The sequence below is a fragment of the Streptomyces sp. NPDC038135 genome (genome assembly GCF_055601245.1).
Window position 1 is genome coordinate 500,738 of the sequence record NZ_JBVJXS010000002.1, and the last position, 16,416, is coordinate 517,153.

Annotated in this window: 13 protein-coding genes; 10 read left to right on the top strand and 3 right to left on the bottom strand. The window is 73.7% G+C overall.

Annotated features, from left to right (window positions below; genetic code table 11):
• Window positions 1–72: 72 nt before the first annotated feature.
• The 6 genes from ACZ7JA_RS06570 (at window position 73) to ACZ7JA_RS06595 (ending at window position 6,809) form a co-directional block, all read left to right on the top strand.
• A complete protein-coding gene (locus ACZ7JA_RS06570) occupies window positions 73–1,239 on the top strand; it encodes a ComEA family DNA-binding protein (protein WP_470807488.1) in 1,167 nt (388 codons plus the stop codon).
• The gene (locus ACZ7JA_RS06575) at window positions 1,236–3,815 is read left to right on the top strand and encodes a ComEC/Rec2 family competence protein (RefSeq protein WP_470807489.1); all 2,580 of its coding nucleotides are present in this window, start codon (window positions 1,236–1,238) and stop codon (window positions 3,813–3,815) included. The genes ACZ7JA_RS06570 and ACZ7JA_RS06575 overlap by 4 nt, the downstream gene beginning before the upstream one ends.
• 28 nt (window positions 3,816–3,843) lie before the next feature.
• Window positions 3,844–4,782, top strand: coding sequence for an arylamine N-acetyltransferase family protein (locus ACZ7JA_RS06580; protein WP_470807490.1), 939 nt, complete (start codon window positions 3,844–3,846; stop codon window positions 4,780–4,782).
• 138 nt (window positions 4,783–4,920) lie between these two features.
• Window positions 4,921–5,166, top strand: a complete 246-nt coding sequence (locus ACZ7JA_RS06585; RefSeq protein ID WP_351659459.1) for a hypothetical protein — start codon at window positions 4,921–4,923, stop codon at window positions 5,164–5,166.
• A 126-nt stretch (window positions 5,167–5,292) separates the two neighbouring features.
• On the top strand, window positions 5,293–6,282 hold the full coding sequence (gene holA, locus ACZ7JA_RS06590; RefSeq protein ID WP_351659462.1) for a DNA polymerase III subunit delta: 990 nt from the start codon (window positions 5,293–5,295) through the stop codon (window positions 6,280–6,282).
• Between the two features lie 131 nt (window positions 6,283–6,413).
• The gene (locus ACZ7JA_RS06595) at window positions 6,414–6,809 is read left to right on the top strand and encodes a nuclear transport factor 2 family protein (protein ID WP_389299570.1); all 396 of its coding nucleotides are present in this window, start codon (window positions 6,414–6,416) and stop codon (window positions 6,807–6,809) included.
• Window positions 6,810–6,998: 189 nt separating this feature from the next.
• Here ACZ7JA_RS06595 and rpsT read toward each other — a convergent pair whose 3' ends face one another.
• Window positions 6,999–7,265: a 30S ribosomal protein S20 gene (gene rpsT, locus ACZ7JA_RS06600; protein WP_181795096.1), complete on the bottom strand. Its 267-nt coding sequence runs from the start codon at window positions 7,263–7,265 to the stop codon at window positions 6,999–7,001.
• Window positions 7,266–7,492: 227 nt separating this feature from the next.
• Here rpsT and lepA point away from each other — a divergent pair, with 227 nt between their 5' ends.
• From lepA to hemW, 4 genes are all read left to right on the top strand, one after another.
• Complete coding sequence (gene lepA / locus ACZ7JA_RS06605; protein WP_351659468.1) at window positions 7,493–9,367, top strand: translation elongation factor 4; 1,875 nt, start codon at window positions 7,493–7,495, stop codon at window positions 9,365–9,367.
• A gap of 261 nt (window positions 9,368–9,628) precedes the next feature.
• The gene (locus ACZ7JA_RS06610; RefSeq protein WP_351659471.1) at window positions 9,629–11,503 is read left to right on the top strand and encodes an AMP-dependent synthetase/ligase; all 1,875 of its coding nucleotides are present in this window, start codon (window positions 9,629–9,631) and stop codon (window positions 11,501–11,503) included.
• A gap of 187 nt (window positions 11,504–11,690) precedes the next feature.
• Window positions 11,691–13,502: a SpoIIE family protein phosphatase gene (locus ACZ7JA_RS06615; RefSeq protein ID WP_470807710.1), complete on the top strand. Its 1,812-nt coding sequence runs from the start codon at window positions 11,691–11,693 to the stop codon at window positions 13,500–13,502.
• Window positions 13,503–13,529: 27 nt separating this feature from the next.
• Window positions 13,530–14,762 (top strand): radical SAM family heme chaperone HemW, encoded by a 1,233-nt coding sequence (gene hemW / locus ACZ7JA_RS06620; protein WP_470807494.1) that lies wholly within the window; start codon window positions 13,530–13,532, stop codon window positions 14,760–14,762.
• 37 nt (window positions 14,763–14,799) lie between these two features.
• Here the strand turns inward: hemW and ACZ7JA_RS06625 are convergent, their stop codons facing one another.
• Together ACZ7JA_RS06625 and ACZ7JA_RS06630 are read right to left on the bottom strand one after the other, a co-directional pair.
• Window positions 14,800–15,609: a DUF3097 domain-containing protein gene (locus tag ACZ7JA_RS06625; protein WP_470807495.1), complete on the bottom strand. Its 810-nt coding sequence runs from the start codon at window positions 15,607–15,609 to the stop codon at window positions 14,800–14,802.
• Between the two features lie 34 nt (window positions 15,610–15,643).
• Window positions 15,644–16,366 carry an MBL fold metallo-hydrolase gene (locus tag ACZ7JA_RS06630; protein ID WP_393430732.1) on the bottom strand — a complete coding sequence of 241 codons (723 nt, stop codon included), beginning with the start codon at window positions 16,364–16,366 and terminating at the stop codon, window positions 15,644–15,646.
• Window positions 16,367–16,416: the final 50 nt, after the last annotated feature.

Sequence of the window (16,416 nt, forward strand, 5' to 3'; positions counted from 1 at the left end):
CACAACGGAGCGTCCCTCCACGGAAATCAATCAAGATCATCGCGAATCGGCGGGATGTCCGATCCTCGTCGCATGGCACTTCGATCACGTTCACGCACCGCCACCCCGACCAGTGGACCGGGCCGTGGCCCCGCCTCCGACGGGCGCGTCCGCCGCCGCCCCGCAGGGCACCCCCGCGCCCGGCACCGCGCCCCCGCGCCCGCCGACGAACTGCGACGCCGCGCGGACCTTCTCTTCGGCGAACGCGGCGCGCACTGGCCGGAGTCGGGCAACGCCCCACCGCCGGACGCCTGGCGTCCCGCGAGCACGGTGAGCGTGACGGGGCCCGCGCCCGGACTGCCGTCACCGACCGTCCCGCCCCTCGCTCGGCGCGGGAGGGCCGAGCCCGCTCATGAGGCCGAGCCGGCTGCCCCGGCCTCCGGCGCCGATGCGGCCGGCGTTCACGAGACACAACCGGCGGACGACGCTGACCACTTCGAGCCGGCGGGACGGCTCGTGCCCGGCATGCGGGAACGGGCGGGGCTCGCACTTCGGGAGCGGCTGCCGCTCTGGCTGCAGACGCGGTGCGGGGTGGAGCGACGGGGCGTGATCGCGCTGGCGGTGGTGCTCGTGGCGGCGGCCGTGTTCGCCGTCCAGCACTTCTGGGCGGGCCGCACGGAGACGGTGAGCGCTCCTCAGGTGGTGCGCGCCGAGGCGCCGTACGCGGGCAAGGACGACGACGCGAAGTCCGGCCGGTCCACCGGCGCCTCCGCTGCGCACACGTCCGTCGCGGACACCTCGACCGCGCCCGCCGCGGAGATCGTCGTGGACGTCGGCGGCAAGGTCCGCAGGCCCGGAATCCGGCGGCTTCCGGCGGGTTCCCGGGTGGCCGACGCACTGCGCGCGGCGGGCGGGGTCCGGCCGGGGGCGAGCACCGAGGGGCTCAACCGGGCCCGTTTCCTGGTGGACGGCGAACAGATCCTGGTCGGCGCGCCCCCGGGGACGGCGGCCGGGGCGCCCGGGCCCGGCGGCGGCGCGGGCGGAGCGGCGGCGGCCGGGGCGCCCGCGGCCCCGGTCTCCCTCAGCACCGCGACCGTGGATCAGCTCGACACCCTGCCCGGGGTCGGTCCGGTGCTGGCCCAGCACATCCTCGACTACCGCACCCGGCACGGCGGTTTCCGCTCGGTGGACGAGCTGCGCCAGGTCAACGGGATCGGCGACCGCCGTTTCGCCGACCTGCGCGTCATGGTGCGGCCATGAGCGGGGGAGAGGCCGGAGCAGCGCGGCCGCGGTCCGCCCGGGAAGCCCCCGGGGACCACTGCGAGAGCAGCCGCCCGGGCGAGTCCGAGGCCCCGGCCGACCTGCGACTGGTGCCGCCCGCCCTCGCCGCCTGGGGGACGGCCGCCCTGGTGCTCGGCGCCTCGCCGGCCTGGAGCGCCGTCCTCGCGGTCGGCTGCGGTGTCGCGGGGGCCGCTCTGCTCGCGGCGCGGCGCCGGGCTGCCGGCGGCCGCTTCGCCCGGTCGCGTGCCCCGGTCGCCGCCGTGCTCCTGTGCGTGGCCGCTGCCGCCGGCTCCGCCGGGCTGCACGGGGCGGACGTACGGCGGGGCCCGGTGCCGGAGTCGGCACGGCGGTTCGCCACCCTGACAGCCGAGGTCGAGGTGAGCGGCGACCCTTGGCTCAGCAGACCGCGGGTGCGGGGCGACCACGCGGCGCCGGTGGCGGTGCTGGCCCGGGCGGAGGTGCGGCGCGTCGAGCAGGACGACGGGCGGACCGTGCGGACACGGAGCCCCGTACTGATGGTCGTGGACCGGGACGTCCCGGCGCCGAGGGCGCCGCCGGGCGAGGAAGCACCCGTCACCCGGGGCCCCCGCGAGGCGCGTTCGGCCTGGCTCGGGCTGCTGCCGTCCACCCGGCTTCGGGTGACCGCCCGGCTGGCTCCCGCCCTGACCGGCGGTGACCGCACCGCGGCCGTGCTACGCGTACGCGGCGATCCCGAGCCGGAGATCGTGGCGGGGCCGAACGGTCCGCAGCGGCTCGCGGGCCGGCTCAGGGCCGGGCTGCGGGAGGCGACCGAGGAACTGCCCGCCGACGCCCGGGCGCTGCTGCCCGGGCTGGTCGTCGGCGACACCTCCCGGATCACGCCGGAACTCGACGAGGCCTTCAAGGAGACGGACCTCGCGCACACCCTCGCCGTCTCCGGCAGCAACCTCACGATCCTGCTCGCCCTGCTGCTCGGGCCGCCCGGCCTGGCCCAGCGCGCCGAGCGCCGCGGACTGGCCCCGCGTCTGGGGCTACCGCTGCGCGCGACCGCACTGCTGGCGGCGGCACTCACGCTCGGCTTCGTGATCGTGTGCCGGCCCGACCCCAGCGTGCTGCGGGCCGCGGCCTGCGGCTCGGTCGCCCTCCTCGCCCTGGCGACCGGGCGCCGCAGATCCCTGATCCCGGCCCTGGCCACGGCCGTGCTGCTGCTGGTGCTGTACGACCCGTGGCTGGCCCGCGGTTACGGGTTCCTGCTCTCCGTGCTGGCCACCGGCGCGCTGCTGGTGCTGGCGCCCGGCTGGAGCGAGGCGCTGCGGCGGCGCCGAGTGCCGGCCCGGCTCGCCGAGGCTCTGGCCGCGGCCGCCGCCGCACAGGCCGTGTGCGCGCCGGTCGTGGCGGTGCTGTCGGCCCGGGTGAGCCTGGTGGCGGTGCCCTGCAACCTGCTCGCCGAGGTGGCGGTCGCCCCGGCCACGGTGCTGGGCTTCGCGGCGCTGGCCGTGGCACCGGTGACGATGCCCGCGGCCAAGGCGCTGGCGTGGTGCGCCGGCTGGCCCGCCGGATGGATCGCGCGGATCGCCCGGACCGGCGCGGCGCTGCCCGGCGCGGGAGTGGACTGGCCGGCGAGCTGGTCCGGGGCGTTGCTGCTCGCGGCGGTCACGGTGGCCGTCGTGTCGGCCGGGCGGCGGTTGCTGCGGCACCCCTGGTGGTGCGCCGCGCTGGCCGGGCTGCTCCTGCTCGCGCTGGTCCGGCCGGCACCCCTGACCCGGGTGATCACGGGCTGGCCGCCCCCGGGCTGGCGGTACGCGATGTGCGACGTCGGGCAGGGCGACGCCACCGTGCTGGCGGCCGGTGACGGCGCCGGGGTGGTCGTGGACGCCGGACCCGATCCGGAGCCGGTGGACCACTGCCTGCGGGCACTCGGCGTCACACGCGTCCCGCTGCTGGTCCTGACCCATTTCCACGCCGACCACGTCACGGGCCTGCCCGGTGTGCTGAGGGGCCGCTCGGTGGCCGCGATCGAGACCACGGACTACGCGGAACCGGCCGACCAGGCCGAGTTCGTCAGGAGGGAGGCGGCTCGACGGCACATCCCGCTCGGCACGGCGGTGGCGGGGGAGGAGCGGCGCAGCGGGGCACTGAGCTGGCGGGTGCTGTGGCCGCCCGCGCCACCCGCCCCGGGTCAGCCGCCGGCACCGGAGCCCGACGGCCCGAACGACGCCAGTGTCGTCCTGCTCGTGCGGTCCGGCGGGCTGCGGCTGCTGCTGCTCGGCGACCTCGAACCCCCGGCCCAGCAGGCCCTGTTGCGGTCCCCGGCCGCCGCCGGGCTCGCGAGGGTGGACGTGCTGAAGGTGGCCCACCACGGCTCGGCGTACCAGGACCCGGACCTGATACGGCTGGCCGCCCCGCGGGTGGCGCTCATCTCCACCGGCGCCGACAACCCCTACGGGCATCCGGCACCGGTGACCGTGGCCGCGCTGCGGGCCGGCGGGGCGATGGTGCTGCGCACCGACCGGGACGGTGCGCTCGCGGTCGGCGGCGGGGGGACGGAGCGGGAGGTGCGGGTGACCAGAGACTGAGCGGCGGGTGTCCGCCCAGACTGGACGCATGAATCCATCCCAGGCAGACGCCTACCTCCGCCGCATCGGGGCCGCGCGCCCGCAGCACCCCACCGTCGAGGCGTTGCGGGAGCTGCACCTGCGCCATCTGCGGACCGTCCCCTTCGAGAACCTCTCCATCCACCTGGGCGAGGAGATCGTCCTGGAGGAGGAGCGGCTGCTCGACAAGGTGGTCGGCCGGCGGCGGGGCGGCTTCTGCTACGAACTGAACGGCGCCTTCGGGGCGTTGCTCACCGCACTCGGCTACGAGGTCGAGCTGCTGGCGGGACGGGTGTACGGGGACGAGGGGCGTCTCGGCATCCCGTACGACCATCTCGCGCTGCGGGTACGGACGGCGGACGGCGCCGACTGGCTCGCCGACGTCGGGTTCGGTGCGCACAGCCACTTCCCGCTGTCGCTCGCCGAGCGCGGTGAGCAGACGGACCCCGGCGGGACGTTCCGGGTGACGGAGGCCGGCCCGGACCCGGCCGGCGTGAGCGGTGCGGCTCCCGGCCCGGCCGGCGTGAGCGGTGCGGCTCCCGGCCCGGCCGGCGTGAGCGGTGCGGCTCCGGACCCGGCCGGCGTGACCGGTACTGCCGGGCCGGGGTCGGCCGCCGGGGGCGCGGACCTGGACGTGCTGCGGAACGGCGAACCGCAGTACCGGCTGGAGACGCGGCCGCGGGCGCTCGCGGACTTCACGGGCGGGGCCTGGTGGCACAGCACCTCGCCGCGTTCGCACTTCACGCGGTCCCTGGTGTGCTCGCGGCTGACCGAGGACGGCGGGCGACTCACCCTCAGCGGACGCGTGCTGACCACCACCGCACCCGACGGGAGGAAGGAGACACGGGCGCCGGCGACGGACGAGGAGGTGCTGGCGCTGTACCGGGAGGAGTTCGGGATCGAGCCGGCCGTGGTGCCTACGGTGCGACAGAGGGACCAGGTGGGCTGAGCAAGCTGAACGAGGCGGGCTGAACGAGCTGCAGGAGGCGGGCTGAGCAAGCTGAACGAGGCGGGCTGAACGAGCTGCAGGAGGCGGGCTGAACCAGGCCGGCCGGACCGGCGTGACCTCGTGCCGGAGAATGTTTCCGTGAGTGATGTGAGACATGTGCTGGTGCTGCCCGACCGCGACACCGCCGAGGAGGTGGCCGAGGCGCTCGCGGAGCACTTCGGCATCGACGAGGACCCCCGGCCGGTCCGGGACGCCCTGGCCGGCGAGGACGACGCCGAGGACGCCCAGTGGCTGCTGGCGCTGCGCGACGAGGCCGGCCGGCTCGACCCCGCCGAGCTTGACGCGTTCGCGGGCCGGTGGGACGGCTGGCGCGAGGAGCCGTGATCCCGGGCCCCGCGACTCCGGCTTCCCCTCGGGGTGCCGGTCGGGGCTCGGACCGGGGAGAGGCCGGGGTCCGGTCCGGGTGCGCGGGCCGGTCCACTGTCAGTGCCGCGTGGGATGCTGTAGGCGATGGCCAGAAAAGCTGCGAATGACGACCTTCTCGCCCCGGTGACCCTCGCCGTGGGCCAGGAGGACCTGCTGCTCGACCGTGCCGTGCGCGACGTGGTGGCCGCCGCCCGGGCCGCCGACGCCGACACCGACGTACGGGACCTGACGCCGGACCAGTTGCAGCCCGGCACGCTCGCCGAGTTGACGAGTCCCTCGCTCTTCGCGGAGCGCAAGGTCGTGGTCGTGCGCAACGCGCAGGACCTCTCGGCCGACACGGTCAAGGACGTGAAGGCGTACCTCGGGTCGCCCGCGGAGGAGATCACGCTCGTGCTGCTGCACGCGGGCGGTGCGAAGGGCAAGGGGCTGCTGGACGCCGCGCGCAAGGCGGGCGCGCGGGAGGTGGCCTGCCCGAAGATGACCAAGCCGGCGGACCGGCTGGCCTTCGTGCGGGGCGAGTTCCGCGCGTTCGGCCGGTCGGCGACGCCGGAGGCCTGCCAGGCGCTCTGCGACGCCATCGGCAGCGACCTGCGGGAGCTGGCCTCCGCGGTGTCGCAGCTCGTCGCCGACGTGGAGGGGACGATCGACGAGGCGGTCGTCGGCCGGTACTACACCGGCCGTGCCGAGGCCTCCAGCTTCACGGTCGCCGACCGGGCCGTCGAGGGGCGCACGGCGGAGGCGCTGGAGGCGCTCCGGTGGTCGCTGTCGACCGGCGTGGCTCCGGTGCTCATCACCAGTGCGCTCGCCCAGGGGGTGCGCGCCATCGGCAAGCTCTCCTCGGCGCGCGGTGGCAGGCCCGCGGACCTGGCGCGGGAGCTGGGCATGCCGCCCTGGAAGATCGACCGGGTGCGCCAGCAGATGCGGGGCTGGACACCGGACGGAGTGTCCGTGGCGCTGCGCGCGGTGGCCGAGGCCGACGCGGGAGTGAAGGGCGGCGGTGACGACCCCGAGTACGCGCTGGAGAAGGCGGTCGTGATCATCGCCCGCGCCGCCCGCTCCAGAGGCCGAGGCTGACACCGGGCGCTCCCGTCCGAAGGGGCTGGGCCGTACGGGCCTGACGTGATCCAGTCGCCCCGTGGCGGCCGGCGAGGAGAATCGGACGTGTCAGCCGTACATCGCCGACGCGCTGGAAGGTGGCGATCGCCATGGCTGAGCACCCGCACGCGACCCTCGTCCGCGAGGTCTACGACGCCTTCCTCCGCGTGGATCTGGACACCCTGCGCGAGCTGATGACGGCGGACGTCACCTACCACGTGCCCGGCGACCACGCCTTCTCGGGCGACCTCAAGGGCCGGGACGCGGTGATCGGCATGTACCGCAGGCTCTTCCAGGAGACCGGCGGCAGCTTCCGCGCCGATCTGCGCCATGTCTTCGTCGACGGCCGGGGCCACGCCGTGGCCCTGCACCACGTCACCGCCGAGCGCGAGGGCCGACGCCACCGCGTGGACGGATGCCTCGTCCTGCGCATCGTCGGCGACAGGGTCACCGACATCGACGAGTGCGTCGAGGACGTGGACAAGGAGAACGCGTTCTGGGGCTGAGGCACGGGAAAGCCGAAGGCCCCGGCGCCCGCCCTGGGGAAGGGAGGGAGCCGAGGCCTTCGGTTCAAGACGTGAGGATCCGCACCCGCGTGGCGAACGCAGGCCGCGTGCGGATCCGGGATGCCGGTAGGGAGCGGATGAGAGAGGGCCCGCTCTGGGTCCTGCCGGCGGTCAGATCAGAAAGGAGGTTCAGCCCTTGAGGGACGCGACCTTGGAAGCAAGCGCCGACTTCTTGTTGGCGGCCTGGTTCTTGTGGATGACGCCCTTGGAGACGGCCTTGTCGAGCGCACGCGCGGCAGCGCGCTGCAGCTCGGTGGCCTTCTCGGTGTCACCCGCGGCAGCGGCCTCACGGGCCTTGCGGATCGCGGTCTTCAGGGAGGACTTGACGGCCTTGTTGCGCAGCCGGGCCTTCTCGTTGGTCTTGATCCGCTTGATCTGGGACTTGATGTTCGCCACGAAGGAGCCTTTTCAGGTTCAGGTGCCGGACCGGGAAGAGTCCCGGACCGGTGATCCAAAATTTCTCTGACGTACCTCGCGCTGAGAGGGCATGAGGCACAGCCATCTACAGTACCAGTGGCCCTGCGAGCGGCCCAAAACGGTCCTCGGTCCCTCCGCGTGGGACCATGGAGGCTACGTATCGATCCGACCCGAGGCATAAGGCGCCTCAAGAGACAGGACCCTGCGTGCCCGCGACCCCTAACCATGTGCCCGAGCCGAGCCGTACCGCCCCGGCTCTGATCCGCAATTTCTGCATCATCGCGCACATCGACCACGGCAAGTCCACGCTCGCCGACCGGATGCTCCAGCTGACCGGTGTGGTCGAGCAGCGGCAGATGCGTGCTCAGTACCTCGACCGGATGGACATCGAGCGCGAGCGCGGCATCACGATCAAGTCCCAGGCGGTGCGTCTGCCCTGGGCCCCGACCGAGGGCCCCGACCAGGGCACGACCCACATCCTCAACATGATCGACACCCCGGGTCACGTCGACTTCACCTACGAGGTGTCGCGGTCGCTGGCCGCCTGCGAGGGGACCATCCTCCTCGTCGACGCCGCCCAGGGCATCGAGGCGCAGACCCTCGCCAACCTCTACCTGGCGATGGAGAACGACCTCACGATCATCCCCGTGCTGAACAAGATCGACCTGCCGGCCGCGCAGCCGGAGAAGTTCGCCGAGGAGCTGGCGAACCTGGTCGGTTGCGACCCGGACGACGTGCTGAAGGTCTCCGCCAAGACCGGCCTGGGCGTGGAAGCCCTGCTGGACAAGGTCGTCAAGGAGATCCCGGCGCCGGTCGGCGTCGCGGACGCCCCCGCCCGCGCCATGATCTTCGACTCGGTCTACGACTCCTACCGCGGTGTCGTGACGTACGTCCGTGTCATCGACGGCCAGCTCAACAAGCGTGAGCGCATCCGGATGATGTCCACGGGCGCCACGCACGAGCTGCTGGAGATCGGGACCAACTCGCCCGAGATGCTCCCCGCCGACGGCCTCGGCGTGGGCGAGGTGGGCTACCTGATCACCGGTGTGAAGGACGTCCGCCAGTCCAAGGTCGGCGACACGGTCACCAGCCAGGCCAAGGGCGCCACGGAGGCGCTCGGCGGCTACAAGGACCCCAAGCCCATGGTCTTCTCGGGTCTGTATCCGCTGGACGGCTCCGACTACCCCGAGCTGCGCGAGGCCCTGGACAAGCTGCAGCTCAACGACGCCGCGCTGGTCTACGAGCCGGAGACGTCCGCCGCCCTCGGCTTCGGTTTCCGCGTGGGCTTCCTCGGTCTGCTGCACCTGGACGTGATCCGGGAGCGGCTGGAGCGCGAGTTCGGTCTCGACCTGATCGCCACCGCCCCCAACGTGGTCTACCGCGTGCTCATGGAGGACGGCACCGAGTACACGGTCACCAACCCGAGCGAGTTCCCCGAAGGCAAGATCAACGAGGTCTACGAGCCGGTCGTGCGCGCCACCATCCTGGCGCCCACCGAGTTCATCGGCTCGATCATGGAGCTGTGCCAGACCCGGCGCGGCACCCTGCTCGGCATGGACTACCTCTCCGAGGACCGGGTCGAGATCCGCTACACGCTGCCGCTCGCGGAGATCGTCTTCGACTTCTTCGACCAGCTGAAGTCCAAGACCCGCGGCTACGCCTCGCTGGACTACGAGCCCACCGGCGAGCAGACGTCGAGCCTGGTCAAGGTCGACATCCTGCTGCACGGCGACAAGGTGGACGCCTTCTCGGCGATCACCCACAAGGACGCGGCCTACGCGTACGGCGTGCGGCTCGTCGCCAAGCTGCGCGAGCTCATCCCGCGGCAGGCCTTCGAGGTGCCCATCCAGGCCGCCATCGGCTCCCGGGTCATCGCCCGCGAGACCATCCGCGCCATCCGCAAGGACGTCCTCGCCAAGTGCTACGGCGGTGACATCTCCCGTAAGCGGAAGCTGCTGGAGAAGCAGAAGGAGGGCAAGAAGCGGATGAAGATGGTGGGTTCCGTGGAGGTTCCGCAGGAGGCCTTCATCGCCGTCCTGTCCAGCGATGACAGCGCGGGGTCGGGCAAGGGCAAGAAGTAACCGGAGGTTACTCCCGGTCACATGCCCAAAACGGACACCGAGGGGCTCGTCGTGCGAAAGTGCGGCGGGCCCCTACGCGTGCGTAGCGTCGCTCTGCGTGGAAAGTGACAGGCCGATGCCTCTTACGCAGCGGCCGGTCGCCGCTTACCCTGATCCCTGCTCGATAGTTACTCGCGAGTTAAACAACGAGTCCCAACCCCACCGTGAGTCAACCCAGCCGCACCTGAGCCAGCCGCGCCGTCGCGGGCCCCGGAGGATGTCGTGAGCGACACACAGACCCTGATCGAGAACCGTCCGCCGTCCGTGGCGGCCCTCTTCCTGGAGCGCGTGGCGGCCACACCGGAGGCCGAGGCCTACCGCCATCCCGTGCCCCCGGCCTCCGGGGAGGGCCCCGACGACTGGAAGTCGCTCAGCTGGGGCGAGGCGGCCCAGCGGGTCTACGCCATCGCCGCCGGACTCATCGAGCTGGGCCTGGAGCCGGAGCAGCGGGTCGCGCTCGCCGCCTCCACCCGGGTCGAGTGGATCCTCGCCGACCTCGGCATCATGTGCGCGGGCGGCGCCACCACCACGATCTACCCGCAGACCAACGCCGACGAGTCGGCGTTCATCCTCTCCGACTCCGACAGCCGGGTCCTGATCGCCGAGGACGCGGCCCAGCTCGCCAAGGCCGTGGAGAAGCGGGCCGAGCTGCCCGCGCTGACCAAGGTCGTCGTCATCGACCCGGCCGGCGTCGAGACCAGCGACTGGGTGACCACCCTCACCGAACTGGAGCAGCGCGGCGCCGCCTATCTCGAGAAGCACCCCGAGCTGATCAAGGAGCGGGTCGGCGCGATCACCAGCGACCAGCTCGCCACCCTGATCTACACCTCCGGCACCACCGGCCGCCCCAAGGGCGTGCGCCTGCCGCACGACAACTGGGCGTACATGGCCAAGGCGATCGCCGCGACCGGCCTGGTCAGCGGCGACGACGTGCAGTACCTGTGGCTGCCGCTGGCGCACGTCTTCGGCAAGGTGCTCACCTCCGGGCAGATCGAGGTCGGCCACGTCACCGCCGTCGACGGCCGCGTCGACAAGATCATCGAGAACCTCCCGGTGGTGCGGCCGACGTACATGGCGGCCGTGCCGCGCATCTTCGAGAAGGTCTACAACGGCGTCGCGGCCAAGGCCCGCGAGGGCGGCGCGGCCAAGTACAAGATCTTCCAGTGGGCCGCCGTGGTCGCCCGCGAGTACGCCAAGGTCTCCCAGGACAACTTCCGGCGCACCGGCGCCCACGCGGTGCCGTTCGGCCTGGCCGCCAAGCACAAGGTCGCCGACACCCTCGTCTACGGCAAGCTCCGTGAGGCCTTCGGCGGCCGGCTGCGCGCCTGCGTCTCCGGCGCCTCCGCGCTCGCCCCCGAGATCGGCTTCTTCTTCGCCGGCGCCGGCATCCACATCCTGGAGGGCTACGGCCTCACCGAGTCCTCCGCGGCCTCCTTCGTCAACCCCGGCGAGGCCTACCGCACCGGAACCGTCGGCAAGCCGCTGCCCGGCACCGAGGTCCGCATCGCCGACGACGGCGAGATCCTGCTGCGCGGCCCCGGCATCATGGACGGCTACCACCAGCAGCCCGAGAAGACCGCCGAGGTGCTGGAGTCCGACGGCTGGTTCCACACCGGCGACATCGGCGAGCTGTCCGCCGACGGCTACCTGCGCATCACCGACCGCAAGAAGGACCTCATCAAGACCTCCGGCGGCAAGTACGTGGCCCCGGCCGAGGTCGAGGGCCAGTTCAAGGCGGTGTGCCCGTACGTCTCCAACATCCTGGTGCACGGCGCCGACCGGAACTACTGCACCGCCCTCATCGCCCTCGACGAGATCGCGATCCTGCAGTGGGCCAAGGACAACGGCCTCGAAGGCAAGCCGTACGCCGAGGTGGTGGCCGCGCCGCAGACCGTCGAGATGGTCGACGGCTACGTCAAGGAGCTCAACGCGGGCCTGCAGCGCTGGCAGACCATCAAGAAGTACCGGCTGCTGCCCCGCGACCTCGACGTGGAGCACGGCGAGATCACGCCGAGCCTGAAGCTGAAGCGGCCCGTCGTGGAGCGCGAGTACAAGCACCTCATCGACGAGATGTACGCCGGGACCCGGGAGTCCTGACGCCGTCGCGGGAGGAGGCGGGGGCGGCACCGGCGGTGCGGCCCCCGCCCCTTACGACTCGCTTCGCATCCCGCCCGGAACTGACCGTCTTCCCACCCTTCGGCAGCACAGTTCCCACGCGTTGCCGCTCGCTTCGGTCACTCACCGCTTAGGCGCGCGTCCGGTCTGTCACCCTGGCCGCATGGACATGGCGGCCATACCGACGCAGCGGGAGAACGACACCCACGCACCCGTCGTGCGCGGGCACGCCGGCCTGCCCGGCAGCCCCCTCGCCCCCGGCTCCGCCCGCGCCCTGGTGCGCGCCGCGCTCGCCGAGGTCCCCGGTGCGCCCCGGCGGTTCGTCGACGACGCGATGGCCGTCGTCAGCGAACTGGTCACCAACGCCGTCGTCCACGCGGGCACCGACGTAGACGTGGACTGGCGTCTGGAGGCGACCGGCGCCTTCGTCATCGAGGTCGGCGACCGCCACCCCTCCCGCGCCCCGCGCGATCCCGGCACCGGCGACGCCCCGTACGAGACGTCCGAGTACGGGCGCGGGCTGCGCCTGGTCGCCACCCTCGCCGAGTCCTGGGGCGTCACCTACCGCCGGGGCGCGAAAACCGTGTGGGCGCGGCTGCGGCCCGGCGGCGAGCCGCTGGACGGACCCGTCCCCGACCACGCGCTGGACGTCGCCGAGGTCCTCGCCCCGCGGCCGCAGGGCGCCGGAGGCGACCGGGACTGGCTCGGCCGGGGCGCGCTGTCCTTCCTCGCCGAGGCCTCCGACCTGCTCGCCGGGCAGCTCGACGAGAACCTGGTCGCCGCCCTCACCGGCCGGCTGATCGTGCCCCGGCTCGCCGACTGGTGCGCGGTCTGGCTGGAGGACGAGGCGACCGCGCGCGGCGGCGACGGCGGCGCGCCCGCCCGTGTCTGGGTGGACGGCGAGGACCGCGCCGAGGAACTGCACCGCGCCCTGGAGAAGGACCCGCCCCGGCCGCCGGACGGCCTGCGGCCCGACCCGGAGCCGTATCCCTGGCCCGGCGAGGCGCTCGGCGCCCCCGGCACCGCCCTCGCCTTCCGCCTCATCGCCGGCGGCCGCCCGCTCGGCACCATGGTCCTCGGGCGGTGCGGGCAGCCCCGGTTCCCCGACGAGGTCACCGGCCTGGTGGAGGATCTGAGCCGCCGGGTGGCCCTGGCCATCGGCGCGGCCCGCCAGTACGCCCGGCAGGCCACCATCAGCGCCGTGCTGCAGCGCGGGCTGCTGCCCGGAGCGGTCGCCGAGATCCCCGGGATGAGCAGCGCCCTCGTCTACGAGCCCCGCGACAAGGGCGGCCCGAGCGGCGACTTCTACGACCTGTTCCCGGCGGGCGACGGCCGCTGGTGCTTCGCCGTGGGCGACGTCCAGGGCAAGGGGCCGGAGGCGGCCGTCGTGATCGGGCTCGCCCGGCCCTGGCTGCGCCTGCTGGCCCGCGAGGGCTACCGGGTCGCCGACGTCCTGGACCGGCTCAACCAGCTCCTCCTGGACGACGCCACCGAGGCCGCCGACGCCGCAGCCCGCGCCCTGGTCGCGGCCGGCGGCCGGCCGGTGGCCGCCGGGGACGGACCGCAGACCCGCTTCCTGTCCCTGCTCTACGGCGAGCTGACGCCCCACGCGGACGGCGGCGTCCGCTGCACCCTCGCCTCCGCCGGGCATCCGCTGCCGCTGCTGCTGCGTCCCGACGGCGAGGTGCGCACCGCCGCCCGCCCCCAGACCCTGCTCGGCGTCGTCGAGGACGAGACCTACACCAGCGAGATGGTCGAGCTGCGGCCCGGCGACAGCCTGCTGTGCGTCACCGACGGCGTCACCGAGCGGCGCTCCGGCTCCCGCCAGTTCGACGACGGCGACGGGCTCGCGCGGGCGCTGTCCGGCTGCGCGGGGCTCAGCGCCGAGGAGATCGCCGAGCGGATCCGCCGCCTCGTGCACGACTTCGGCGGCGGGCTGCCCGAGGACGACCTGGCCCTGCTGGTGCTCCAGGCGGGGTGAGTCCCGCCGTACGGGACAATGGGGGACATGCCTTCCGCACTCCCCGACGGTGAGCCCGTCCCCGACGACGGCGCACTGCCCGCCTCCGCGCTCGCCGGGGCCGCCGACCGCCCCCTCGGGTTCTACCTGCACGTCCCGTACTGCGCGACCCGCTGCGGCTACTGCGACTTCAACACGTACACCGCCACCGAGCTGCGCGGCACCGGCGGCGTGCTCGCCTCCCGGGACAACTACGCGGACACCCTGACGGACGAGGTCCGGCTGGCGCGGAAGGTCCTCGGCGACGACCCCCGCCCGGTCCGCACGGTCTTCGTGGGCGGCGGCACGCCCACCCTGCTGGCAGCCGGCGACCTGGTCCGGATGCTGGCGGCGATCCGCGACGAGTTCGGTCTCGCGCCGGACGCGGAGATCACGACCGAGGCGAACCCGGAGTCGGTCGACCCGGCGTACCTCGCCACCCTGCGCGAGGGCGGCTTCAACCGGATCTCCTTCGGCATGCAGAGCGCGCGGCAGCACGTGCTGCGGATCCTGGACCGCACGCACACCCCCGGCCGCCCCGAGGCCTGCGTGGCGGAGGCGCGGGCGGCGGGCTTCGAGCACGTCAACCTGGACCTGATCTACGGCACCCCCGGGGAGAGCGACGACGACTGGCGGGCCTCGCTGGACGCGGCCGTCGGCGCGGGCCCCGACCACGTCAGCGCGTACGCCCTGATCGTGGAGGAGGGCACCCAGCTCGCCCGCCGCATCCGCCGCGGCGAGGTCCCGATGACGGACGACGACGTCCACGCGGACCGCTACCTGATCGCCGAGGAGAGCCTGTCCGCCGCGGGCTTCGACTGGTACGAGGTCTCCAACTGGGCCACCGCCGAGGCCGGGCGCTGCCTGCACAACGAGCTGTACTGGCGGGGCGCGGACTGGTGGGGCGCGGGACCCGGGGCCCACTCGCACGTGGGCGGGGTGCGCTGGTGGAACGTCAAGCACCCGGGGGCCTACGCGGCGGCGCTGGCGTCGGGCCGGTCGCCGGGCGCGGGCCGCGAGCTGCTCATCGACGAGGACCGGCGGGTGGAGCGGATCCTGCTGGAGCTGCGGCTGCGGGAGGGCGTGCCGCTGTCCCTGCTGAAGGAAAAGGGGCTGGCGGCCGCACGCCGGGCGCTGGCGGAGGGGCTGCTCCAGGAGGAGCCGTACGACGAGGGCCGCGCAGCGCTGACCCTGCGCGGCCGCCTGCTGGCGGACGCGGTGGTACGGGACCTGGTGGACTGATCACTACGGCGCCCGGCGCCCGGCGCCCGCGAGGGCGTCAGACCTCGCCGTCGCCCGTGACGAAGTCGATCAGTTCCTCCACCCGCCCCAGCAGCTCCGGCTCCAGGTCCTTGTAGGACCGCACCCGGGACAGGATCCGCTGCCAGGCCGCGCCGGTGTTCTCCGGCCAGCCGAGGGCCCGGCACACGCCGGTCTTCCAGTCCTGGCCGCGCGGGACGCGGGGCCAGGCGGCGATGCCCAGCGAGGCCGGCTTCACCGCCTCCCAGACGTCGATGTACGGGTGGCCGACGACCAGCGCGTGCGGGCTCGTCACCGACTCGGCGATGCGCCACTCCTTGGTACCCGGCACCAGGTGGTCCACCAGGACGCCGAGGCGCGCGTCCGGGCCCGGCGCGAACTCCGCGACGATCGACGGCAGGTCGTCCACGCCCTCCAGGTACTCCACGACCACGCCCTCGACGCGCAGGTCGTCACCCCACACCTTCTCGACCAGCTCGGCGTCGTGCCGGCCCTCGACGTAGATGCGGCCGGCGCGGGCCACACGCGCGCGTGCGCCGGGGACGGCCACCGAGCCGGACGCCGTACGGGTGGCCCGCGCCGGACCCGACGGCGGCCGCACCAGGGTCACCACCCTGCCCTCCAGCAGGAATCCGCGCGGCTCCAGCGGGAACACCCGGTGCTTGCCGAAGCGGTCCTCCAGCGTCACCGTGCCCGCCTCGCAGCGGATCACCGCCCCGCAGAACCCGGAACCGGGCTCCTCCACCACGAGACCCGGCTCCGCCGCGACCTCCGGCACGGGCTGGGACTTCTTCCAGGGAGGGGTCAGATCGGCGGAGTACTGGCGCATTCGGATGACGATAGGAGAACCGGCGGGCTCGTGCTCATGACACGCCGAAACGCGCCGCCAGCTCCTCGCGTTGCCGCCGTACGAACGCCGCGTCCACCACCGCTCCGTGACCGGGCACGTACAGTGCGTCCTCGCCGCCCAGGGACAGCAGGCGGTCCAGCGCGTCCGGCCAGCGGGAGGGGACCGCGTCCGGGCCCGCCTGCGGTTCGCCGGACTCCTCCACCAGGTCGCCGCAGAAGACGACCTCGGGGTCGCCCGGCACCAGCACCGCCAGGTCGTGGGCCGTGTGGCCGGGGCCCACGTTGGCGAGCAGCGCCTGTCGTCCGTCGCCGAGGTCGAGCGTCCACTCCCCGGAGACCAGGTGCCGAGGCGGCGCCAGCGCGTCCACCGCCTCGTCGGCCTCCGGCACGGGCAGGCCGTTGCGGGTCGCGTCCAGGCGCAGCTCCTCGCGCCCGTGCGCCAGCGCCGCGTCCATGCCGACCGCGGCGAACACCTCCGCCCCGGCGAAGGCGGACGCGCCGAAGACGTGGTCGAAGTGGGGGTGGGTGAGCGCGAGATGGGTCACACGGTGACCGGCGAGCCGCTGCGCCCGCTCCCGCAGCCGCGCGCCCTCGGCGAGGCTCGACCCGGCGTCCACCATCAGCGCCGTGCCCGCCCCCAGCACCAGGCCCGCGGTGCAGTCCCAGCCGGGCAGCCGGCACCGCCCGACCCCGTCGGCCAACCGCTCCCACTCCAGCTCTTCCCAAGTCACGGTCATGCCGCGACGCTAACGGTAGGACGGGGCGGGGAGGGACCGACCTTGCCCGG